The organism is Rhizobium sp. LCM 4573, from assembly GCF_001854865.1.
Taxonomy (GTDB): Bacteria; Pseudomonadota; Alphaproteobacteria; order Rhizobiales; family Rhizobiaceae; genus Neorhizobium.
The window spans coordinates 296,958-316,682 of record NZ_MDDW01000028.1 but is presented as its reverse complement, the minus strand read 5'-3'; the positions used below and the strand labels follow the sequence as shown (position 1 = coordinate 316,682).

At 59.6% G+C, this 19,725-nt stretch carries 30 protein-coding genes and 1 pseudogene; 1 reads left to right on the top strand and 30 read right to left on the bottom strand.

Annotated features, from left to right (window positions below; genetic code table 11):
* Positions 1–20: 20 nt before the first annotated feature.
* The 30 genes and pseudogenes from LCM4573_RS23515 to rpsL all read right to left on the bottom strand — a co-directional run bounded on the left by LCM4573_RS23515 (position 21) and on the right by rpsL (position 18,853).
* On the bottom strand, positions 21–1,031 hold the full coding sequence (locus LCM4573_RS23515) for a DNA-directed RNA polymerase subunit alpha (protein ID WP_046792674.1): 1,011 nt from the start codon (positions 1,029–1,031) through the stop codon (positions 21–23).
* Positions 1,032–1,212: 181 nt separating this feature from the next.
* Positions 1,213–1,602: a 30S ribosomal protein S11 gene (gene rpsK, locus LCM4573_RS23510; protein ID WP_007766864.1), complete on the bottom strand. Its 390-nt coding sequence runs from the start codon at positions 1,600–1,602 to the stop codon at positions 1,213–1,215.
* Positions 1,603–1,724: 122 nt separating this feature from the next.
* Positions 1,725–2,093, bottom strand: a complete 369-nt coding sequence (gene rpsM, locus LCM4573_RS23505; protein WP_037151149.1) for a 30S ribosomal protein S13 — start codon at positions 2,091–2,093, stop codon at positions 1,725–1,727.
* Positions 2,094–2,329: 236 nt separating this feature from the next.
* Positions 2,330–2,980: an adenylate kinase gene (locus tag LCM4573_RS23500; RefSeq protein ID WP_071008879.1), complete on the bottom strand. Its 651-nt coding sequence runs from the start codon at positions 2,978–2,980 to the stop codon at positions 2,330–2,332.
* Positions 2,977–4,317, bottom strand: a complete 1,341-nt coding sequence (secY, locus tag LCM4573_RS23495) for a preprotein translocase subunit SecY (protein WP_071008877.1) — start codon at positions 4,315–4,317, stop codon at positions 2,977–2,979. The genes LCM4573_RS23500 and secY overlap by 4 nt, the downstream gene beginning before the upstream one ends.
* Positions 4,318–4,555: 238 nt before the next feature.
* On the bottom strand, positions 4,556–5,035 hold the full coding sequence (gene rplO / locus LCM4573_RS23490; RefSeq protein ID WP_071008876.1) for a 50S ribosomal protein L15: 480 nt from the start codon (positions 5,033–5,035) through the stop codon (positions 4,556–4,558).
* 16 nt (positions 5,036–5,051) lie between these two features.
* Complete coding sequence (gene rpmD, locus LCM4573_RS23485) at positions 5,052–5,258, bottom strand: 50S ribosomal protein L30 (RefSeq protein WP_071008874.1); 207 nt, start codon at positions 5,256–5,258, stop codon at positions 5,052–5,054.
* A gap of 12 nt (positions 5,259–5,270) precedes the next feature.
* On the bottom strand, positions 5,271–5,840 hold the full coding sequence (rpsE, locus tag LCM4573_RS23480) for a 30S ribosomal protein S5 (RefSeq protein WP_046792680.1): 570 nt from the start codon (positions 5,838–5,840) through the stop codon (positions 5,271–5,273).
* Positions 5,841–5,983: 143 nt separating this feature from the next.
* Complete coding sequence (rplR, locus tag LCM4573_RS23475) at positions 5,984–6,346, bottom strand: 50S ribosomal protein L18 (protein WP_071008872.1); 363 nt, start codon at positions 6,344–6,346, stop codon at positions 5,984–5,986.
* Positions 6,347–6,358: 12 nt separating this feature from the next.
* Positions 6,359–6,892: a 50S ribosomal protein L6 gene (gene rplF, locus LCM4573_RS23470; RefSeq protein ID WP_046792682.1), complete on the bottom strand. Its 534-nt coding sequence runs from the start codon at positions 6,890–6,892 to the stop codon at positions 6,359–6,361.
* 42 nt (positions 6,893–6,934) lie between these two features.
* The gene (rpsH, locus tag LCM4573_RS23465; RefSeq protein WP_071008870.1) at positions 6,935–7,333 is read right to left on the bottom strand and encodes a 30S ribosomal protein S8; all 399 of its coding nucleotides are present in this window, start codon (positions 7,331–7,333) and stop codon (positions 6,935–6,937) included.
* Between the two features lie 12 nt (positions 7,334–7,345).
* Positions 7,346–7,651 (bottom strand): 30S ribosomal protein S14, encoded by a 306-nt coding sequence (rpsN, locus tag LCM4573_RS23460; protein WP_071008868.1) that lies wholly within the window; start codon positions 7,649–7,651, stop codon positions 7,346–7,348.
* A 33-nt stretch (positions 7,652–7,684) separates the two neighbouring features.
* Positions 7,685–8,242 (bottom strand): 50S ribosomal protein L5, encoded by a 558-nt coding sequence (gene rplE, locus LCM4573_RS23455; protein WP_071008867.1) that lies wholly within the window; start codon positions 8,240–8,242, stop codon positions 7,685–7,687.
* Positions 8,235–8,543 (bottom strand): 50S ribosomal protein L24, encoded by a 309-nt coding sequence (gene rplX / locus LCM4573_RS23450; protein ID WP_071008865.1) that lies wholly within the window; start codon positions 8,541–8,543, stop codon positions 8,235–8,237. Before rplX ends, rplE begins: the two co-directional genes overlap by 8 nt.
* 13 nt (positions 8,544–8,556) lie before the next feature.
* Positions 8,557–8,925, bottom strand: a complete 369-nt coding sequence (gene rplN / locus LCM4573_RS23445) for a 50S ribosomal protein L14 (RefSeq protein ID WP_052638136.1) — start codon at positions 8,923–8,925, stop codon at positions 8,557–8,559.
* A gap of 233 nt (positions 8,926–9,158) precedes the next feature.
* Positions 9,159–9,395 (bottom strand): 30S ribosomal protein S17, encoded by a 237-nt coding sequence (gene rpsQ / locus LCM4573_RS23440; protein WP_071008864.1) that lies wholly within the window; start codon positions 9,393–9,395, stop codon positions 9,159–9,161.
* 12 nt (positions 9,396–9,407) lie between these two features.
* On the bottom strand, positions 9,408–9,608 hold the full coding sequence (rpmC, locus tag LCM4573_RS23435; RefSeq protein ID WP_046792688.1) for a 50S ribosomal protein L29: 201 nt from the start codon (positions 9,606–9,608) through the stop codon (positions 9,408–9,410).
* Between the two features lie 14 nt (positions 9,609–9,622).
* Complete coding sequence (gene rplP / locus LCM4573_RS23430; protein ID WP_046792689.1) at positions 9,623–10,036, bottom strand: 50S ribosomal protein L16; 414 nt, start codon at positions 10,034–10,036, stop codon at positions 9,623–9,625.
* A gap of 38 nt (positions 10,037–10,074) precedes the next feature.
* Positions 10,075–10,797: a 30S ribosomal protein S3 gene (gene rpsC / locus LCM4573_RS23425; protein WP_071008862.1), complete on the bottom strand. Its 723-nt coding sequence runs from the start codon at positions 10,795–10,797 to the stop codon at positions 10,075–10,077.
* Positions 10,797–11,186, bottom strand: a complete 390-nt coding sequence (gene rplV / locus LCM4573_RS23420) for a 50S ribosomal protein L22 (RefSeq protein ID WP_052638126.1) — start codon at positions 11,184–11,186, stop codon at positions 10,797–10,799. Before rplV ends, rpsC begins: the two co-directional genes overlap by 1 nt.
* 2 nt (positions 11,187–11,188) lie before the next feature.
* The gene (gene rpsS, locus LCM4573_RS23415; protein WP_045230774.1) at positions 11,189–11,467 is read right to left on the bottom strand and encodes a 30S ribosomal protein S19; all 279 of its coding nucleotides are present in this window, start codon (positions 11,465–11,467) and stop codon (positions 11,189–11,191) included.
* A gap of 15 nt (positions 11,468–11,482) precedes the next feature.
* Positions 11,483–12,319: a 50S ribosomal protein L2 gene (gene rplB / locus LCM4573_RS23410; protein WP_071008860.1), complete on the bottom strand. Its 837-nt coding sequence runs from the start codon at positions 12,317–12,319 to the stop codon at positions 11,483–11,485.
* Positions 12,320–12,330: 11 nt separating this feature from the next.
* Positions 12,331–12,624, bottom strand: a complete 294-nt coding sequence (locus tag LCM4573_RS23405; protein ID WP_046792692.1) for a 50S ribosomal protein L23 — start codon at positions 12,622–12,624, stop codon at positions 12,331–12,333.
* Positions 12,621–13,241, bottom strand: coding sequence for a 50S ribosomal protein L4 (gene rplD / locus LCM4573_RS23400; RefSeq protein WP_071008859.1), 621 nt, complete (start codon positions 13,239–13,241; stop codon positions 12,621–12,623). Before rplD ends, LCM4573_RS23405 begins: the two co-directional genes overlap by 4 nt.
* Before the next feature lie 13 nt (positions 13,242–13,254).
* Positions 13,255–13,896, bottom strand: coding sequence for a 50S ribosomal protein L3 (gene rplC, locus LCM4573_RS23395; RefSeq protein ID WP_071008857.1), 642 nt, complete (start codon positions 13,894–13,896; stop codon positions 13,255–13,257).
* A 37-nt stretch (positions 13,897–13,933) separates the two neighbouring features.
* On the bottom strand, positions 13,934–14,242 hold the full coding sequence (rpsJ, locus tag LCM4573_RS23390) for a 30S ribosomal protein S10 (RefSeq protein WP_003547547.1): 309 nt from the start codon (positions 14,240–14,242) through the stop codon (positions 13,934–13,936).
* 309 nt (positions 14,243–14,551) lie between these two features.
* Positions 14,552–15,728 (bottom strand): annotated as a pseudogene (gene tuf / locus LCM4573_RS23385) (elongation factor Tu).
* A 63-nt stretch (positions 15,729–15,791) separates the two neighbouring features.
* On the bottom strand, positions 15,792–17,891 hold the full coding sequence (fusA, locus tag LCM4573_RS23380) for an elongation factor G (RefSeq protein ID WP_071008855.1): 2,100 nt from the start codon (positions 17,889–17,891) through the stop codon (positions 15,792–15,794).
* 33 nt (positions 17,892–17,924) lie between these two features.
* Positions 17,925–18,395: a 30S ribosomal protein S7 gene (gene rpsG, locus LCM4573_RS23375; RefSeq protein WP_071008854.1), complete on the bottom strand. Its 471-nt coding sequence runs from the start codon at positions 18,393–18,395 to the stop codon at positions 17,925–17,927.
* 86 nt (positions 18,396–18,481) lie between these two features.
* Positions 18,482–18,853: a 30S ribosomal protein S12 gene (rpsL, locus tag LCM4573_RS23370; protein ID WP_003507760.1), complete on the bottom strand. Its 372-nt coding sequence runs from the start codon at positions 18,851–18,853 to the stop codon at positions 18,482–18,484.
* A 492-nt stretch (positions 18,854–19,345) separates the two neighbouring features.
* Here rpsL and LCM4573_RS23365 point away from each other — a divergent pair, with 492 nt between their 5' ends.
* On the top strand, positions 19,346–19,642 hold the full coding sequence (locus LCM4573_RS23365; protein WP_071008852.1) for a transcriptional regulator: 297 nt from the start codon (positions 19,346–19,348) through the stop codon (positions 19,640–19,642).
* Positions 19,643–19,725: the final 83 nt, after the last annotated feature.

The following is a 19,725-nucleotide window of genomic DNA, read 5'->3' as shown; positions in this document are numbered from 1 at the left end:
ATACGCCTGCAGTTTAATGGTTAGTACTGGTCTTCGTAGCGCTTGGCGAGATCTTCGATGTTTTCCGGCGGCCAGGCAGGAACTTCCATACCCAGATGGAGGCCCATGGAGGCCAGAACTTCCTTGATCTCGTTCAGCGACTTGCGACCGAAATTCGGAGTGCGCAGCATTTCCGCCTCGGTCTTCTGGATAAGATCGCCGATATAGACGATGTTGTCGTTCTTCAGGCAGTTCGCCGAACGGACGGAAAGTTCCAGTTCGTCGACCTTCTTGAGGAGAGCCGGGTTGAACGCGAGTTCGGTAACGGCTTCCTCTTCGGCTTCCTTCTGCGGCTCGTCGAAGTTGACGAAGACAGAAAGCTGGTCCTGAAGGATACGGGCGGCGAAGGCTACGGCGTCTTCACCAGAGACCGAACCATCGGTCTCGATGGTCATGGTCAGCTTGTCGTAGTCGAGAACCTGACCCTCGCGGGTGTTCTCCACCTTGTAAGAGACCTTCTTGACCGGCGAATAGAGGCTGTCGACCGGGATGAGGCCGATCGGAGCATCTTCTGCACGGTTACGCTCGGCCGGGACGTAGCCCTTGCCGTTGTTGACTGTGAATTCCATCCGGATTTCCGCACCCTCGTCGAGCGTGCAGATCACATGGTCGGGGTTCAGGATCTCGATATCGCCTACCGTCTGGATGTCGCCGGCGGTAACCGAGCCCGGACCCTGCTTGCGCACGACCATGCGCTTGGCATCGTCGCCATCCATCTTGATGGCGATTTCCTTGATGTTGAGCACGATATCGGTCACATCCTCGCGAACGCCGGGGATGGAAGAGAATTCATGCAATACGCCATCGATCTGCACGGCGGTGACGGCCGCACCGCGCAGAGACGACAGAAGCACGCGACGAAGCGCGTTGCCGAGCGTCAGGCCGAAGCCGCGCTCCAGAGGTTCGGCAACCAGCGTTGCCTTGGTACGGCCGGAAGAGGTGAATTCCACCTTGTTCGGCTTGATCAGTTCCTGCCAGTTCTTCTGGATCATGTTTCATACCTTCCGTTCGTTGCCACCATCCAATCGTGGCAACCGAGCACGAGGAGCACCGAGCGGAGCAAATATCGCTCATCGGCATACGGTCAAAGCCGCCAACCTCCGAGGAGGTAAAGCGGCTATTCCCGAGTTCAATGCAGGACCGCCCGAAGGCGGTCCAAGCGTAATACGACGATCAGACGCGACGCTTCTTGCGCGGACGGCAACCGTTGTGCGGGATCGGGGTCACGTCGCGGATCGAGGTGATCATGAAGCCGGCGGCCTGGAGAGCGCGAAGCGCAGATTCACGGCCGGAACCCGGACCGCAAACCTCGACTTCAAGCGACTTCATGCCATGCTCCTGAGCCTTCTTGGCGCAGTCTTCGGCAGCGATCTGAGCAGCGAACGGGGTCGACTTGCGCGAACCCTTGAAGCCCTTGGCACCAGCGGACGACCAGGCAATCGCATTGCCCTGCGCGTCGGTGATGGTGATCATCGTGTTGTTGAAGGTCGAATTGACGTGGGCAACGCCCGACGTGATATTCTTGCGCTCGCGACGGCGAACGCGGGTGGCTTCCTTGGCCATATTATCCCTTTCGTTGATCTCTGCACCGCCGTAATTCCAGCGGCTCCACCTTGGAGCGAGCAGTCTGCAGTCGTTAGTGAGTAGATTCTAATCACCACCCACTAATCACTGCTCACCCAAAATTACTTCTTCTTACCAGCGATCGCCTTTGCCGGACCCTTGCGGGTGCGAGCATTGGTGTGCGTACGCTGACCGCGGACCGGAAGGCCACGGCGATGACGCAGGCCGCGGTAGCAGCCGAGATCCATCAGACGCTTGATATTCATCGCGGTCTCGCGACGAAGATCACCTTCGACCTGATAGTCGCGGTCGATGGTTTCGCGGATCTGAAGGATTTCGGAATCCGTCAGCTGATGGACACGCTTGTCAGCCGGCAGGCCAACCTTGTCCATGATTTCCTGCGCAAATTTCGAGCCGATCCCGTGAATGTAGGTCAGCGCGATAACAACGCGCTTCGCAGTCGGGATATTGACGCCAGCGATACGTGCCACGTCTATTCTCCTTTTCCAGTTGCCATCCGGCAAGTGGTGCTTCTTCCATGACAGCGGCCTCACAAGGCCACCAGTTCAAACTTCATCCGGAACAAGTCAAAACGACCAGCTCCGGATGTCCTTTCGGGAAATCCGCGCCGATCGCTCAAAGCTGTCGCGAGTTGGCGCGTCTTTAACGGAATCAGCGCCGAAAAGCAACTGCTCCGCCCAAGATTCTTTAACAGACCCAAGCCGGCTCAGAGGCCGGCAAGGATTTTCTCGATATCCGCCGTGACCGTGTCGATCTCGGCCATGCCGTCCACGACCTTCAGCTTGCCCTTGGCATAGTAGTAACCGATCAGCGGAGAGGTCTCCTTGTAATAGACCTCCAGGCGCTTGGTCATCGTTTCGGCATTATCGTCAGGCCGGCGCTTGAAATGGGTCGAACCACACTTGTCGCAGACGCCTTCGCTCGCCGGCTTCTTGTCCGTATCGTGATAGACCGTTCCGCACTGGGCGCAGGAATAGCGGCCGGACACGCGGCGGATAAGCTCCTTATCATCCACACGCAACTCGACGACGACTGAAAGGTCGAGCCCCTTGGACCTCAACATCTCCTCGGTGGCATCCGCCTGCACCAGGGTGCGCGGAAAACCATCGAGGATAAAGCCGTTGGCAGCGTCCGGCTGATCGATACGCTCGGAAACGATCGCATTGACGATTTCGTCGGAGACGAGCCTGCCCGCGTCCATGACGGCCTTGGCCCGTTTGCCGACTTCCGTCTCGGCAGCTACAGCCGCACGCAGCATGTCGCCGGTGGAGAGCTGCGGAATTCCGTGCTTCTCCACGATCCGCTGAGCCTGGGTCCCCTTACCCGCGCCCGGCGGCCCCAAAAGAATCAATCTCATCGTCCCCTCTTTCCTCCGCGCAATTTCGACTTCTTGATCAGCCCCTCATATTGCTGCGCAATCAAGTGGCCCTGAATCTGAGCGACCGTATCGAGCGTTACACTGACGACGATCAAAAGCGAAGTACCACCAAGGGCTAACGGAACGCCCGTGCGCGCCACCAGGATTTCCGGCAGAATGCAGACGAACACGAGGTAGATGGCGCCGACGACCGTGATGCGGGTCAGCACGTAGTCGATGTATTCGGCCGTCCGCTCACCCGGACGGATGCCCGGAATGAAGCCGCCGTGCTTCTTCAGATTGTCGGCGGTGTCCTTCGGATTGAAGACGATCGCCGTGTAGAAGAATGCGAAGAAGGCGATCAGCAGACCGTAGAGCAGCATGAACAGCGGCTGGCCATGGCCGAGCGCCGAAATGATCGTCGTCGCCCAGTTCGGAAGCTGGCTGTTACCGGCGAAACCCGCGGCCGTCGCCGGTAGGAGCAGGAGCGACGAGGCGAAGATCGCCGGGATGACGCCCGATGTATTGAGCTTCAGCGGCAGGTGCGAAGTATCGCCCTGGAACATGCGATTGCCCACCTGGCGCTTCGGATACTGGATCAGCAGGCGGCGCTGGGCACGCTCGACGAACACGATCAAGGCGATGACGGCGATCGCCACGACGATGACAGTCAGGATGAGCGCCGTCGAAAGAGCGCCGGTACGACCGAGCTCGAGCGTTCCGGCCAGAGCCGACGGAAGGCCGGCCGCGATGCCCGCAAAGATGATCAGCGAAATACCGTTGCCGATGCCGCGCGAGGTGATCTGCTCACCGAGCCACATCAGGAACATGGTGCCGCCGAGCAGCGTTACGACCGTGGAAATACGGAAGAACCAACCCGGATCCATCACGATCCCCTGCCCGCTCTCGAGGCCGACCGCAATGCCATAGGCCTGCAGCGTGCCGAGCAGCACGGTTCCGTAACGGGTGTACTGGTTGATGATCTTGCGACCCTGCTCGCCTTCCTTCTTCAAGGCTTCGAGCGAGGGAACGACCGAGGTCATCAGCTGCACGATGATCGACGCGGAAATATACGGCATGATGCCGAGCGCGAAGATCGCCATGCGCTCGACCGCGCCGCCCGCGAACATGTTGAAGAGGCCGAGGATGCCGCTCGCCTGGCCACGGAAGGCCTGCGCATACGCCTCAGGGTTCAACCCCGGAAGCGGGATATGCGTACCGAGACGATAAACGAGGAGTGCTGCGAGCGTGAACCACAGTCGCTTCTTGAGGTCCTCCGCCTTGGCGAAGGTCGAAAAATTCAGATTGGAGGCAAGTTGTTCCGCTGCAGAAGCCATGCAATTCTCCGCCTGACCAATTCTCCGGCGGTGGACGAGTGCCGGGTCCGGAAAGCAGTCTCAAAAATTCAGTTTCAGAAAACCGGGCGGGGAGATTGCAGGCGCAATCGGCTGCCTCACCCTGTTTTCAGTATGATCCCGGACAGGCGACCGGCTAGATCGCCCCAGGATCGTGAGGCTCACATATGGAGATAAAATTGCCCGGTGTGAAGCTCACTCCGGGCAATTTTCAAACGATTTATTCAGCAGCGGCTTCCACTGCGACGAGCAGCTTCACCGAACCGCCGGCCTTTTCGATCTTCTCGACGGCAGCCTTGGAGGCGCCGGCGACTTCGACCGAGATCTTCGCCTTGAGCTCGCCGTCGGAAAGAACGCGAACACCGTCCTTCTCGCGGCGGATCACGCCGGCAGCCTTGAGGGCGGCGGCATCGATCGTTGCCTTCGGGTCGAGCTTCTTCGCGTCGATGGCCGTCTGGATGCGGCCGAGCGACACGGTGACGAAGTCGGAAGCGAAGATGTTGTTGAAGCCGCGCTTCGGCAGGCGACGATAGATCGGCATCTGGCCGCCCTCGAAGCCGTTGATCGATACGCCGGAGCGAGCCTTCTGACCCTTCACGCCGCGACCACCGGTCTTGCCCTTGCCGGAGCCGATACCGCGACCAACGCGGATACGATCCTTGGTGGCGCCTTCGTTGTCCTTGATCTCATTCAGTTTCATGGTCAATTCCTCCGTCTCACTTCTCGTCGACGACGCGAACGAGATGCTGGACAGCCCGGATCATGCCACGAACGGAAGGAGTGTCTTCCAGCGTACGGGTCCGGTGCATCTTGTTGAGGCCGAGACCGATCAGCGTCTGACGCTGGACGGCCGGGCGGCGGATGGGCGATCCGATCTGTTCGACCGTGATCGTCTTCTTTGCGGCTTCTGCTTTCTTAGCCATGATCCGCTCTCCTTATTCTTCCGAGGTCACACCGGAAGAAGCACGGCGAGCCTGGAGCGTTGCATACTTGATGCCGCGCTGTGCCGCGATGTCCTTCGGATGAACCTGGTGCTTCAGGGCGTCGAACGTGGCGCGAACCATGTTGTAGGGGTTCGACGAACCGGTCGACTTGGCAACGACGTCGTGAACGCCGAGCGTCTCGAATACGGCGCGCATCGGACCGCCGGCGATGATACCGGTACCGGCCTTGGCCGAACGCAGCAGGACCTTGCCTGCGCCGTGGCGGCCATTGACGTCATGATGCAGCGTACGGCCGTCGCGCAGCGGTACGAAGATCAGGTCGCGCTTTGCAGCTTCGGTAGCCTTGCGGATGGCTTCCGGCACTTCGCGTGCCTTGCCATGACCGAAGCCGACGCGGCCCTTCTGGTCGCCGACGACGACGAGTGCTGCGAAACCGAAGCGACGGCCGCCCTTGACGACCTTTGCGACGCGGTTGATCGCGACCAGCTTGTCGACGAATTCGCTATCGCGCTCTTCACGGGCCTGGCGATCTTCGCGCTGGCCCCTTCTTTCCTGTGCCATTGTCCTTTTCCTTTTTCTTTTCCGGGTGCAATCGGCAGATTACCCATTGAAGCAACGCGGGCACGAAACCCGCGGACGCTTCTCATTCGCGGCAGAACCGCAATTCGCCCGGCCTCCCTATCAGGAAAGGCCAGGCGAAATTCTTAGAAGCTCAGACCGCCTTCGCGGGCAGCTTCGGCAAGCGCCTTGACGCGGCCGTGATAGAGGAAGGGGCCGCGGTCGAACACGACTTCCTTCACGCCGGCCTTGGCGGCACGCTCGGCGACGAGCTTGCCGACGGCTGCAGCTGCAGCAACGTCAGCGCCGGTCTTCAGCGACTTGCGCAGATCACCCTCGAGCGTGGAAGCGGCTGCGAGCGTGCGGCCGGCCACGTCATCGATGACCTGGACATAGATGTTCTTCGACGAGCGATGAACCGACAGGCGCGGGCGGCCATTGGCGACCGCCTTGATCTGGCGACGCACTCGGCTCGCGCGCTTGGCAAGTACTTGTTTCCTGCTAGCCATTTCGCGTGATCCTTACTTCTTCTTGCCTTCCTTGCGGACGATCCGTTCCTCGGCGTACTTGACGCCCTTGCCCTTGTAGGGCTCCGGACCGCGGTATTCGCGGATTTCCGCGGCTACCTGACCGACCTGCTGCTTGTTGATGCCGGTGACGACGATTTCCGTCGGCTTCGGCACGGCAATGGTGATGCCCTGYGGCGGTTCGTAGACCACGTCGTGGCTGAAACCGAGCGCGAGCTGCAGGTTCTTGCCCTGCATGGAGGCACGGTAACCGACGCCGTTGATCTCGAGCTTGCGCTCGAAACCGTCCTTAACACCCTTGAAGATGTTCTCGACCATCGTGCGGGACATTCCCCACTTCGAACGAGCATCCTTGGTATCGTTGATCGGGGTCACCGATACCGCATTGTCCTTGAGTTCGAGCTTGACTTCGTCGTTCGCGACGAAAAACAGCTCGCCCTTCGGGCCCTTGGCAGTCACTTTCTGGCCGTCGATAGCAGCCGTAACACCTGCTGGAACCTGAACGGGCTTCTTACCGATACGAGACATGTTTCAATCCTGTCTGTTCGCTATGGAGACCCCTGCCCTGTCTTAGAAGACCGAGCAGAGAACCTCGCCACCTACGTTCTGTTCGCGAGCCTGGTGATCGGCCATCACGCCCTTCGGAGTCGAAAGGATGGTGATGYCGAGGCCGTTCGCGACCTGCGGAATGGACTTTACCGAGACATAGACCCGGCGGCCCGGCTTGGATACGCGGCCGATCTCACGGATCACCGACGCGCCTTCGTAGTACTTCAGCTCGATCTCAAGCTCGGACTTGCCGTTGCCGTAATCGACCTGAGAATAACCGCGGATGTAGCCTTCCGCCTGCAAAACGTCGAGGACGCGAGCACGCAGCCGGGAAGCCGGCGTGGTCACGGTCGACTTGCGGCGGGAAGCACCATTGCGGATGCGGGTGAGCATATCACCCAAGGGATCAGTCATGGTCATCTAACGATCTCCTTACCAGCTCGACTTGACGACACCCGGCACCTTGCCGAGGTTGCCCAGCTCGCGAAGCGCGATACGCGACATCTTGAGCTTGCGATAGAAAGCGCGCGGACGACCGGTGACTTCGCAGCGGTTGCGGATGCGCGTCTTCGAGCCATCGCGCGGCAGCGAAGCGAGCTTCAGGGTTGCCTTGAACCGTTCTTCGATCGGAAGTTCCTGGTTCATGATGGTCGCCTTCAGGGCAGCGCGCTTGGCGGCCTGGACGGCGACGGTCTTGCGGCGGCGCTTGTTCTTTTCAACTGCGCTGGTTTTCGCCATATCGGAGTTCCTTCTTAACGCTCGTCGTTACGGTTACTGACGGAACGGGAAGTTGAACTCTGTCAGAAGAGCCCGTGCTTCGTCGTCGTTGGTAGCCGTCGTGCAAACGATGATGTCCATGCCCCACATCTGATCAACCTTGTCGTAGTTGATCTCAGGGAACACAATGTGCTCCTTGATGCCCATGGCGAAGTTGCCACGGCCGTCAAAGCTCTTGGGGTTCAGGCCGCGGAAGTCGCGAACGCGCGGCAGCGCGATGTTGACCAGGCGATCCAGGAATTCGTACATGCGGGCGCCACGGAGCGTAACCTTCGCGCCGATCGGCATGTTTTCGCGAAGCTTGAAGCCGGCGATCGAATTGCGGGCGCGAGTGACGACCGGCTTCTGGCCGGCAATCGCAGCAAGATCGGCAGCAGCAACGGTAGGCTTCTTCGAGTCAGCCGTAGCTTCGCCGACGCCCATGTTGATCACGACCTTGTCGAGCTTCGGGATCTGCATCTCGTTCGAGTAGGCGAACTTTTCCTTCATCGCGCCGCGAATACGGGAAACATATTCCTTCTTGAGCCGCGGCTCATACTTTGCCTCAGCCATCGATCACATCTCCCGTACGCTTGGCTACACGCACCTTCTTGCCGTCAACGACGGAGAAACCAACGCGGGTCGGCTTCCCGTCCTTCGCGACGATCGCGATGTTGGACAGGTGAATGGATGCTTCCTTGTTGATGATGCCGGCTTCAGCGGTCTGAGTCTGACGCTGATGACGCTTCACCATGTTGATACCGCGCACCACGGCGCGATCTTCCTTCGGCAGAACCTGGAGAACTTCGCCAGTGCGGCCCTTGTCCTTGCCGGTCAATACGACGACGTTGTCGCCCTTGCGGATCTTCTGCATCTTTCCCGCTCCCTTAGAGTACTTCCGGAGCCAGCGAGATGATCTTCATATGGTTCTTGGCGCGCAGTTCGCGCGGAACCGGTCCGAAGATACGGGTGCCGATCGGCTCTTTCTTGTTGTCGATGAGGACCGCTGCGTTGTTATCGAAGCGGATGACGCTGCCGTCAGCGCGACGGATGTCCTTGGCGGTGCGCACAACAACCGCCTTCATCACGTCGCCCTTCTTCACGCGGCCGCGCGGGATGGCTTCCTTGATCGATACGACGATGACGTCGCCGATCGAAGCGTACTTGCGCTTGGAGCCGCCCAGCACCTTGATGCACATGACACGACGTGCGCCGGAATTGTCCGCCACGTCGAGGTTTGTTTGCATCTGAATCATGTCAGGTCGCCTTTTTCTAATGACCGGAACGACCGGGCGCGAAAACGCCCCGATCCGGCTTTTGGACAGAATTTCGATGTGCGCGGGATGGGTCTTGCCAAGGTGGTTTCCCAGATGGGACCTTCCCTGCGCTCAAAGCAAAAGACGCTCGTTGCCGAGCGTCCTGCGCCAATGGCGTGCTTCATACAGGATTCTGCGCCAGACGCAAGGGCCTGACGCAGAAACCTGGGCAATTAAGCCTGGGCGGCAACAACCGTCCAGCGCTTGTCCTTGGAGATCGGCGCGCATTCCTCGATGGAAACCACGTCGCCAACCTTGTACTGGTTGTTTTCGTCATGCGCCTTGTACTTCTTGGAACGGCGGACCGTCTTCTGAAGCAGCGGATGCGCGAATCGGCGCTCTACCCGGACAACAACGGTCTTCTCGTTCTTGTCGGAAACAACTACGCCCTGCAGAATGCGTTTCGGCATATTATTCTTCCTTTAGGCCTTGGCTTCTGCCGCCTTCTGGCGGGCAATGGTTTTCACGCGGGCGATGTCCTTGCGGACTTCGTTGATGCGCGAGGACTTCTCGAGCTGACCGGTGGCCTTCTGGAAGCGCAGGTTGAACTGCTCCTTCTTGAGCTCGGCGAGCTTGTCCTTGAGCTGGTCGGCCGTGAGGCCGCGTACGTCTTCGGCTTTCATCTCGTGCCTTCTCCTTACTCTGCGATGCGCTGTACGAAGCGCGTCTTGACCGAGAGCTTGGCAGAACCGAGGCGCAGAGCCTCGCGAGCGATTTCTTCCGAAACGCCGTCGATCTCGAACATCATACGACCGGGCTTGACCTTGCATGCCCAGTATTCAACCGAACCCTTACCTTTACCCATACGAACTTCGGTGGGCTTGGCGGTGACCGGAACGTCAGGGAACACGCGGATCCAGACACGACCCGCGCGCTTCATGTAACGGGTGATCGCGCGGCGAGCCGCCTCGATCTCGCGTGCGTTGACGCGGTTCGGTTCCTGAGCCTTGAGGCCGAATTCACCAAAGGCAAGGTCGAACCCGCCCTTGGCAACGCCCTTGATGCGGCCCTTGAACTGCTTGCGGTACTTGGTACGCTTTGGCTGCAACATTTTCTTACTTCTCCGAGCTTATCTTTCGCCAGCGCTTATCAAGCGTTTTCGCGGCGACGATCGCCACGTTCGCGGCTTGCCGGGCCCTGCGCATCGCCTTCCAGCGCGCGCCGCTCGGAAGCCATCGGATCATGCTCAAGGATTTCGCCCTTGAAGATCCAGACCTTGATGCCGCAGATACCGAAAGCGGTTTCGGCTTCTGCCGTACCGTAGTCAATGTCGGCGCGCAGCGTGTGAAGCGGAACGCGACCTTCACGATACCATTCGGTACGAGCGATTTCCGCACCGCCGAGACGGCCGGCGCAGGTGATCTTGATGCCTTCAGCGCCGAGACGCATGGCCGACTGAACGGCACGCTTCATCGCACGGCGGAAAGCCACGCGGCGCTCGAGCTGCTGGGCGATCGACTGTGCGACCAGGGTCGCATCGACTTCCGGCTTGCGCACTTCGACGATGTTGAGGTGCGTTTCAGAGGACGTCATTTCGGAAAGCTTCCTACGCAGCTTTTCGATATCGGCGCCCTTCTTGCCGATGATGAGGCCCGGACGGGCCGAGTGGATCGTGACGCGGCACTTCTTGTGCGGACGCTCGATGACCACCTTGGAGATGCCGGCCTGCTTCAGCTCCTGCATCAGATATGCGCGGATCTTCAGATCCTCATGGAGGAGCTGACCGTATTCAGCATTATCGGCGAACCAGCGGCTGTCCCAGGTACGGTTGATGCCGAGGCGGAAACCGATCGGATTGATTTTCTGGCCCATTATGCGGCCTCCCCTTTTTCCTCGACTTCGCGAACGACGATCGTCAGGTGAGCGAAGGGCTTCTCGATGCGCGAGGCGCGGCCGCGGCCGCGGGCATGGAAGCGCTTCATCACGATCGACTTGCCGACATAGGCTTCGGAAACGATCAGCGAATCGACGTCGAGGTCATGGTTGTTCTCGGCATTGGCGATTGCAGACTCGAGGGTCTTCTTCACCGTGCCGGCGATACGCTTGCGGGAGAACTCGAGTTCTGCAAGCGCGCGGTCGACCTTCTTGCCGCGGATCAGGGCGGCAACCAGGTTCAGCTTCTGCGGGCTGACGCGAAGCGTACGGGCGACTGCCTGTGCTTCGTTGTCCTTCAGCCGGCGTTCGGTCTTAGCCTTCGCCATGGTTACTTCCTCTTCGCCTTCTTGTCCGCACCGTGACCGTAATAGGTCCGGGTCGGAGAGAATTCACCGAACTTGTGACCGACCATGTCTTCGTTGACGCTGACCGGCACGTGCTTGCTGCCATTGTAGACGCCGAACGTAAGCCCGACGAACTGCGGAAGGATCGTGGAGCGACGGCTCCAGATCTTGATTACTTCGTTGCGTCCGCCTTCGCGCACCTTCTCAGCCTTCGTGAGAAGATAGCCGTCAACAAACGGACCTTTCCATACTGAACGAGCCATTGTGTGACTTTCCTCTTACTTCTTGCGCTGATGGCGCGAACGCATGATGAACTTGTCGGTCGACTTGTTCGAACGGGTGCGCTTGCCCTTGGTCGGCTTGCCCCACGGGGTCACCGGATGGCGACCACCGGAGGTGCGGCCTTCACCACCGCCGTGCGGATGGTCGACCGGGTTCATGACGACGCCGCGGTTATGCGGACGCTTGCCACGCCAAACGGTGCGACCGGCCTTGCCGTCGTTGATGTTGCCGTGGTCCGGGTTGGAAACAGCACCAACCGTGGCCAGGCAGGAGCCCGGAACGAGGCGCTGTTCGCCGGAGTTCAGACGAAGGATCGCCATGCCGGCATCGCGGCCGACGAGCTGGACATAGGTGCCGGCCGAACGAGCGATCTGGCCACCCTTGCCCGGCTTCATTTCCACGTTGTGGACGATGGAGCCGACCGGGATGTACTGAAGCGGCATGGTATTGCCGGGCTTCACGTCGACGGCCTTCTCGGAAGCGATGACCTTGTCGCCGGCAGCAAGGCGCTGCGGAGCGAGGATGTAGGCCTGTTCGCCGTCCGTGTAGGTCACGAGCGCGATGAACGCCGTACGGTTCGGGTCGTATTCCAGACGCTCGACCGTGCCTTCAACATCGAACTTGCGACGCTTGAAGTCCACGAGACGGTAGGTGCGCTTGTGACCACCGCCGATGAAGCGAGCGGTGATGCGGCCATTGTTGTTACGGCCGCCGCTCTTGGTGAGACCTTCCGTCAGCGTCTTGACCGGCTTGCCCTTCCAGAGGCCCGAACGGTCGACGATGACCAGCTGACGCTGGCTCKGGGTCGTCGGATTGTAGCTTTTCAATGCCATTGTATCTTACCTCAGAGACCGGTGGAGACGTCGATCGTCTGACCTTCGGCCAGGGTGACGACAGCCTTCTTGACGTCCTTCTGCTTGCCGATGAAGCCGCGGAAGCGCTTCACCTTGCCCTTGCGGACCAGCGTATTGACGGCAGTGACCTTCACACCGAAGAGCGCTTCTACGGCAGCCTTGATCTCGGGCTTCGAAGCAGTCTTGGCAACGTTAAAGACAACCTGGTTCTGTTCGGATACCAGCGTCGACTTTTCGGTGATCGAGGGAGATACGATCACATCATAGTGGCGAAGATCGGTCACTTGAAACGCTCCTCTAGAGCTTCAACTGCGGCCTTCGACAGGACGAGCTTGCCGCGACGCAGGATATCGTAAACGTTGATGCCCTGAACCGGCAGAACATCGATGTTCGGGATGTTCTGGGCTGCGAGCTTGAAGTTGTTGTCGAGCTCAGCACCACCGATGACCAGCGCGTTCGTCAGGCCGAGCGAAGCAAAGGTTCCGGCGAGCGCCTTGGTCTTGGCTTCCGCCGCTACCAGGTTGTCGATGACGATCAGCTCTTCGGCCTTCAGCTTTGCCGACAGGGCGTGACGCAGAGCAAGCGCACGAACCTTCTTCGGAAGATCGTGCTCGTGGCTGCGAACGACCGGACCATGAGCCTTGCCACCGCCGCGGAACTGCGGAGCGCGAGCCGAATGGTGACGAGCGCGGCCCGTACCCTTCTGCTTGTACATCTTGGCGCCCGTGCGGGAAACTTCAGCACGACCCTTGGTCTTGTGCGTGCCCTGCTGCTTCTTGGCGAGCTGCCAACGAACCATGCGGGCGAGAATGTCTTCACGGGGATCGAGGCCGAAGATCTCGTCCGACAGGGAGACCTTGCCTGCGTCTTTTCCCTCGAGGGTCTTGACGTTGTATTCCATTTGCTTGGCTCCCTTACTTCGCGGCCGACTTGACGGCATCGCGAACGACGATCCAGGCGCCCTTGGAGCCGGGGACGGCACCCTTGACGAGGATCAGGCCACGGTTCTCGTCGGTGGAGACGACTTCCAGGTTCTGGGTGGTGACGCGCGTCTGGCCCATGTGACCAGCCATACGCTTGCCCTTCCAGACGCGGCCCGGATCCTGGTTGGAACCGGTCGAACCATGCGAACGGTGCGAAACGGACACACCGTGCGTGGCGCGCAGACCACCGAAGTTGTGGCGCTTCATGGCGCCAGCAAAACCCTTACCGATCGTGGTGCCGGTAACGTCCACCAACTGGCCAGCCTGGAAATGGGCCGCCGTCAGCTCGGTGCCGACATCGATCATGTTGTCTTCAGAAACGCGGAACTCCACGAGCTTCGCCTTCGGCTCGACGTTGGCGACAGCAAAGTTGCCGCGCATCGCCTTGGAGGTGTTCTTCACCTTCGCCGTGCCTGCGCCGAGCTGAACAGCGGTATAGCCGTTCTTCTCAACGGTGCGGTGCGCGACGACCTGGCAGCTTTCCAGCCGCAATACGGTTACCGGGATATGCTCGCCAGCGTCGTTGTAGACGCGGGTCATTCCCACCTTCTGTGCAATTACACCCGAACGCATCGGTTCAATCCTTCTCACTCCGCTCGAGACAAAAGCCTCAGAGCTTGATCTCAACATCAACACCGGCGGCGAGATCGAGCTTCATCAGCGCGTCCACCGTCTGCGGAGTCGGGTCAACGATATCGAGGAGGCGCTTATGCGTGCGCATCTCGAACTGCTCGCGGCTCTTCTTGTCGATGTGGGGGGACCGGTTAACCGTAAACTTCTCGATTCGGGTCGGAAGCGGAACGGGGCCCCGGACGCTAGCACCGGTGCGCTTCGCCGTCGACACGATCTCGCGCGTGGAAGCATCGAGAATCCGGTGATCGAACGCCTTCAGGCGAATGCGGATATTTTGGCCGTTCATTCGACGTTATCCTTGTTGTCTGTCACCCGCATGCCAAACAATACGGCAGGGGTTGTTCGTTTACCTAAGGCGGACCACCGGTTTCAAAGATCGAAGGGACACCGATCCCGGCACCCCTTCCATTCTTCGGGCCATATGGCCCACCTTAAATTGTTGGGCAGTCACCTGTTTCGTACATACAAAGCAGGCGCAAATCACGCTCGCGCGCCATTTGCTACATTTTTGTGTCATAAGCAAGCCGCATCGGGCCGCTTGCTTAAAGTTTTTCGGACGAAGCCGGCATCCGAAGAGGCCGGCTTCGTCTTTGAATCACTCGACGATGCTTGCGACGATGCCTGCGCCGACGGTACGGCCGCCTTCGCGGATCGCGAAGCGCAGCTTCTCTTCCATGGCGATCGGCACGATCAGCTCGACGTCAACCGTGACGTTGTCGCCCGGCATGACCATTTCCGTGCCTTCCGGAAGCGTCACGATGCCCGTAACGTCCGTCGTGCGGAAGTAGAACTGCGGGCGGTAGTTCGTGAAGAACGGCGTATGACGGCCGCCCTCTTCCTTCGTCAGGATGTAGGCTTCCGCCTTGAACTTCTTGTGCGGCTTGACCGAACCCGGCTTGCACAGGATCTGGCCACGCTCGACGCCGTTGCGGTCCACACCGCGAACCAGCGCGCCGATGTTGTCGCCGGCCTGGCCCTGGTCGAGCAGCTTGCGGAACATTTCAACGCCGGTCACCGTCGTCTTCGACGTCGCACGGATGCCGACGATCTCGACTTCCTCGCCAACCTTGATGATGCCGCGCTCGACGCGACCGGTCACGACCGTGCCGCGACCCGAGATCGAGAACACGTCTTCGATCGGCATCAGGAACGGCTGGTCGATCGGACGCTCAGGCGTCGGGATGTAAGAGTCGACAGCGGCCATCAGCTCGCGGATCGCGTCTTCGCCGATCTTCTTGTCCGAATCTTCCAGAGCGGCAAGCGCCGAACCCTTGATGACCGGAATGTCGTCACCCGGGAAGTCGTAGGACGACAGAAGTTCGCGAACTTCAAGCTCCACGAGCTCGAGAAGCTCGGCGTCGTCGACCTGGTCGACCTTGTTCAGGAACACCACGATCGCCGGAACGCCGACCTGACGGGCCAGCAGGATGTGCTCGCGCGTCTGCGGCATCGGGCCGTCCGCAGCCGAGCAGACCAGGATCGCGCCGTCCATCTGCGCAGCGCCCGTGATCATGTTCTTCACGTAGTCGGCGTGGCCGGGGCAGTCGACGTGCGCATAGTGACGGTTCGGCGTCTCGTACTCGACGTGCGCCGTCGAAATCGTGATACCGCGCGCCTTCTCTTCCGGAGCCGCATCGATCTGGTCGTAAGCCTTGAACTCACCGAAATACTTGGTGATGGCAGCCGTCAGGGACGTCTTACCCATGGTCAACGTGACCAATCGTGCCAATGTTGACGTGAGGCTTCGTGCGCTCAAACTTGCTCTTTGCCATTGCGGCTCTCCGTTCTTGTCCCTTGACGGGAAAATTCTCTACTTTTTCAGCGGGTTACTCCGGTCACTTCTGACCGGAGTACTTTGCCTGGATTTCCGTTGCCACGTTCGACGGGACCGGTGCGTAATGGTCGAAGACCATCGAGTACTGAGCACGGCCCTGCGACATGGAGCGCAGGTTATCGACATACTTGAACATGTTAGCCAGCGGCACATGGGCGTTGATCACGACGGCGATGCCGCGCGATTCCTGGCCCTGGATCTGACCACGGCGGGAGTTCAGGTCGCCGATCACGTCGCCGACGTAATCTTCCGGCGTTACGACCTCGACCTTCATCATCGGCTCGAGGAGCTGAGCACCGGCCTTCTTCGCTGCTTCACGGAAGCAGGCGCGGGAGGCGATTTCGAAGGCGAGAACCGAGGAATCCACGTCGTGGAAGGCACCGTCGATGAGCGTAGCCTTGACGCCGAGCATCGGGAAGCCGGCGAGCGGGCCCGAAGACAGAACGCTTTCGATACCCTTCTGAACGCCTGGGATGTATTCCTTCGGAACAGCACCGCCGACGATCTTGGATTCGAAGACGAAATCGTCCCCATCCGGGTTCGGTTCAAAGATGATCTTGACGCGAGCGAACTGACCGGTACCACCGGACTGCTTCTTGTGCGTGTAGTCTTCTTCGTGCTGACGCGTGATGGTTTCGCGGTAAGCAACCTGCGGAGCACCAACGTTTGCTTCGACCTTGAACTCGCGACGCATGCGGTCGACGATGATGTCGAGGTGAAGTTCGCCCATGCCGGCGATGATCGTCTGGCCGGATTCCTGGTCGGTCTTGACGCGGAAGGACGGGTCTTCGGCAGCCAAGCGGTTGAGCGCGAGGCCCATCTTTTCCTGGTCGCCCTTGGACTTCGGCTCGATCGCGATCTGGATGACCGGCTCGGGGAATTCCATGCGCTCGAGGATAACCGGCTTCAGGGGATCGCAGAGCGTGTCACCCGTGGTGGTTTCCTTCAGGCCTGCGAGAGCAACGATGTCGCCTGCAAAGGCTTCTTCGATATCTTCACGGGAGTTGGAGTGCATCTGCAGCATGCGGCCGACGCGCTCGCGCTTGTCCTTGACGGTGTTCAGAACCGAGGAACCCTTTTCGAGCTTGCCCGAGTAGATACGAGCGAAGGTCAGCGAACCGACGAAGGGGTCGTTCATGATCTTGAACGCGAGCATGGAAAGCGGCTCGGCATCATCTGCGTGACGCTCGATTTCGGCTTCGGTCTTGAAGTCGATGCCCTTGATCGCAGGAATGTCGAGCGGCGACGGCAGGTAATCGACGACCGCGTCGAGAAGCGGCTGAACGCCCTTGTTCTTGAAGGCGGTGCCGCAGAACATCGGATGGAACTTGACATCGATCGTGCCGCGGCGAACGAGCTCGCGGATCTTGTCGTTGTCGGGCATGTTGCCTTCGAGGTAGGCTTCCATCGCTTCTTCGTCGATCTCGACAACGGTCTCGATCAGCTTTTCGCGATATTCTTCAGCCTTTTCCTTCATGTCGGCCGGGATCTCGACGACATCCCACTGGGCGCCGAGAGATTCGTCGCGCCAGATGAGAGCGTTCATCTCGATCAGGTCTACGACGCCCTTGAACTCGCTTTCAGCGCCGATCGGCAACTGCATGACAACGGCCGTCGCACCGAGGCGGGTCTTGATCATTTCCACGGAGCGGTAGAAGTCCGCACCGGTCTTGTCCATCTTGTTGCAGAAGATCATGCGCGGAACATGATACTTCTCAGCCTGACGCCAGACGGTTTCCGTCTGAGGCTCAACGCCGGCGTTGGCATCGAGCAGCGCGATGGCGCCGTCGAGAACGCGCAGCGAACGCTCGACTTCGATGGTGAAGTCGACGTGGCCGGGGGTGTCGATGATGTTGAAGCGACGGGTCTTGCCGTCACGGCCCTTCCAGAAGGTCGTGGTGGCAGCGGACGTGATCGTGATGCCGCGCTCCTGCTCCTGCTCCATCCAGTCCATCGTGGCCGCGCCATCATGGACTTCGCCGATCTTGTGCGACTTGCCGGTGTAATAAAGGATACGCTCGGTGGTCGTCGTCTTGCCGGCGTCGATATGCGCCATGATACCGAAGTTACGGTAGTCTTCGATTTTATATTCGCGAGCCATAGGACTGCCTTTCGAAATTCGATCGGATGACGATTACCAGCGGTAATGCGAGAACGCGCGGTTGGCGTCCGCCATCTTATGCGTGTCTTCACGCTTCTTGACGGCGCTGCCACGGTTGTTGGCAGCATCCAGAAGCTCACCAGAGAGACGATCCACCATGGTGGTCTCGTTACGCTTGCGGGCAGCAGCGATCAGCCAGCGGATGGCGAGGGCCTGACGGCGCTCCGGGCGAACATCCACCGGAACCTGGTAGGTTGCACCACCGACGCGGCGCGAACGCACTTCAACGTGCGGAGCGACATTCTCAAGCGCCTGATGGAAGACCGCGAGAGGCTCCTGCTTCGAGCGACCCTGAACGGAATCGAACGCACCATAAACGATGCTTTCAGCCACGGACTTCTTGCCGTGAAGCATGATCGCATTCATGAACTTGGTGACGATCAGATCGCCGAACTTCGGATCCGGGTTGATCTCACGCTTTTCTGCACGATGGCGTCTGGACATACTACTTCTCGTCTCTTGACCTGTTAAGGCGCCTTATCACGCGGAGAACCTCGCGCAGCGCCGTGTAAAAACTTAGGACCGAAGGATTACTTCGGACGCTTCGCACCGTACTTGGAACGGCGCTGCTTGCGGTTCTTGACACCCTGGGTATCGAGAACACCGCGGATGATGTGGTAGCGAACACCCGGCAAGTCCTTGACGCGGCCGCCACGGATCATCACCACGGAGTGTTCCTGAAGGTTATGACCTTCACCCGGAATGTAGCCGATGACTTCGAAGCCGTTGGTCAGGCGGATCTTGGCGACCTTACGCAGAGCCGAGTTCGGCTTCTTCGGGGTCGTGGTGTAGACGCGGGTGCAAACGCCGCGCTTCTGCGGGTTTTCCTGCAGAGCAGGTACCTTATTGCGCTTTACCTGTGCCTGGCGCGGCTTGCGGATCAGCTGGTTTACGGTAGGCATATAACCATCCCTTGCAAATTTCGTCTCAAACCCTTTTCGGGCCAATCTGATGCCGTTTCCGGCGGCGGCACACACATCCCCTCATGCGCAAAACGTGGCCCGACCCGGTTTTCCGGATGGACCACCCAAGGCAGAGGACGCATTCCTCATGCGTCATGCGTGCAGCATTCGTGTCGTCAACGTGCGTGTTTCGAACCGTGTCTGAGGTCTACTCAAGGAACGACTCGTTCCAAACGGGCAAGCCTCACATCGCTTCCGATGCGGGGCGTTTACTGTTTTCACCCCTTCCCGTCAAGCTAAAAAGCAAAAATTAATAGATGCAGGCCCCGCAGAATGGGCCTGGAGAGCCTTGCCGCGATGAAATCGTCACGATTTCATCCTCCCCGGCAGATAGTGTTTGGGAATCGATCCCACGGACGTTAAGGAAAATCCGAGAACCTTCCCGCCGGTTCGGCGTTCAACGTCTTTCCGGCAACCGATACGGAGAGAACGATGATCGGCAACCCCGACAACGACAACAACCTCGAAGGGCCGATGGTGTTCATCATTATCGGCAAGGCCTATGAAATCAAGGGCGGCGAGGGCATCGACCTGCATATCCTGTTGAGCGCCGCCGACGACGATTCTGCAGTGCGCGAAGCCCTGAACGCCTTGACCGAGGAGGGTTTCGTCGAGGCCGACCTCGACCAGATCGGCATGTTGACCGAAGCCCCGGTGGAGGAGCCGCATGCCTCGGCCTATCAGGGTGCGCTCGAAGGCGAGGTCGCGATCATCCGCTTCGACTCGTGAAGGCTGCCGCCGGAGACCGAAATCCCTGAGTGGTGACATGCAGTAGCGGCAGTTCTACATTCCCTACAATCAAGCCCATAATG

Coding starts and splice junctions, on each gene's coding strand:
- rplX (WP_071008865.1), bottom strand. CDS start 8,543: ATGCAGAAGATCCGCAAGGGCGACAACGTCGTCGTATTGACCGGCAAG.
- rpsQ (WP_071008864.1), bottom strand. CDS start 9,395: ATGCCGAAACGCATTCTGCAGGGCGTAGTTGTTTCCGACAAGAACGAG.
- rpsE (WP_046792680.1), bottom strand. CDS start 5,840: ATGGCACAGGAAAGAAGGGGCCAGCGCGAAGATCGCCAGGCCCGTGAA.
- rplO (WP_071008876.1), bottom strand. CDS start 5,035: ATGAAACTGAATGAGATCAAGGACAACGAAGGCGCCACCAAGGATCGT.
- rpsS (WP_045230774.1), bottom strand. CDS start 11,467: ATGGCTCGTTCAGTATGGAAAGGTCCGTTTGTTGACGGCTATCTTCTC.
- rpsK (WP_007766864.1), bottom strand. CDS start 1,602: ATGGCCAAGGAAGCCACCCGCGTTCGCCGTCGCGAGCGCAAGAATATC.
- LCM4573_RS23515 (WP_046792674.1), bottom strand. CDS start 1,031: ATGATCCAGAAGAACTGGCAGGAACTGATCAAGCCGAACAAGGTGGAA.
- fusA (WP_071008855.1), bottom strand. CDS start 17,891: ATGGCTCGCGAATATAAAATCGAAGACTACCGTAACTTCGGTATCATG.
- rplC (WP_071008857.1), bottom strand. CDS start 13,896: ATGCGTTCGGGTGTAATTGCACAGAAGGTGGGAATGACCCGCGTCTAC.
- rplE (WP_071008867.1), bottom strand. CDS start 8,242: ATGGCTGAGGCAAAGTATGAGCCGCGGCTCAAGAAGGAATATGTTTCC.
- rpmC (WP_046792688.1), bottom strand. CDS start 9,608: ATGAAAGCCGAAGACGTACGCGGCCTCACGGCCGACCAGCTCAAGGAC.
- rpsJ (WP_003547547.1), bottom strand. CDS start 14,242: ATGAACGGCCAAAATATCCGCATTCGCCTGAAGGCGTTCGATCACCGG.
- LCM4573_RS23500 (WP_071008879.1), bottom strand. CDS start 2,980: ATGAGATTGATTCTTTTGGGGCCGCCGGGCGCGGGTAAGGGGACCCAG.
- rplN (WP_052638136.1), bottom strand. CDS start 8,925: ATGATTCAGATGCAAACAAACCTCGACGTGGCGGACAATTCCGGCGCA.
- rpmD (WP_071008874.1), bottom strand. CDS start 5,258: ATGGCTAAGAAAGCAGAAGCCGCAAAGAAGACGATCACGGTCGAACAG.
- rplR (WP_071008872.1), bottom strand. CDS start 6,346: ATGGCTAGCAGGAAACAAGTACTTGCCAAGCGCGCGAGCCGAGTGCGT.
- rplV (WP_052638126.1), bottom strand. CDS start 11,186: ATGGCGAAGGCTAAGACCGAACGCCGGCTGAAGGACAACGAAGCACAG.
- secY (WP_071008877.1), bottom strand. CDS start 4,317: ATGGCTTCTGCAGCGGAACAACTTGCCTCCAATCTGAATTTTTCGACC.
- rplD (WP_071008859.1), bottom strand. CDS start 13,241: ATGGAATACAACGTCAAGACCCTCGAGGGAAAAGACGCAGGCAAGGTC.
- rpsC (WP_071008862.1), bottom strand. CDS start 10,797: ATGGGCCAGAAAATCAATCCGATCGGTTTCCGCCTCGGCATCAACCGT.
- rplP (WP_046792689.1), bottom strand. CDS start 10,036: ATGTTGCAGCCAAAGCGTACCAAGTACCGCAAGCAGTTCAAGGGCCGC.
- LCM4573_RS23365 (WP_071008852.1), top strand. CDS start 19,346: ATGATCGGCAACCCCGACAACGACAACAACCTCGAAGGGCCGATGGTG.
- rpsG (WP_071008854.1), bottom strand. CDS start 18,395: ATGTCCAGACGCCATCGTGCAGAAAAGCGTGAGATCAACCCGGATCCG.
- rpsN (WP_071008868.1), bottom strand. CDS start 7,651: ATGGCGAAAACCAGCGCAGTTGAAAAGAACAAGCGCCGCCGCAAGACC.
- rpsL (WP_003507760.1), bottom strand. CDS start 18,853: ATGCCTACCGTAAACCAGCTGATCCGCAAGCCGCGCCAGGCACAGGTA.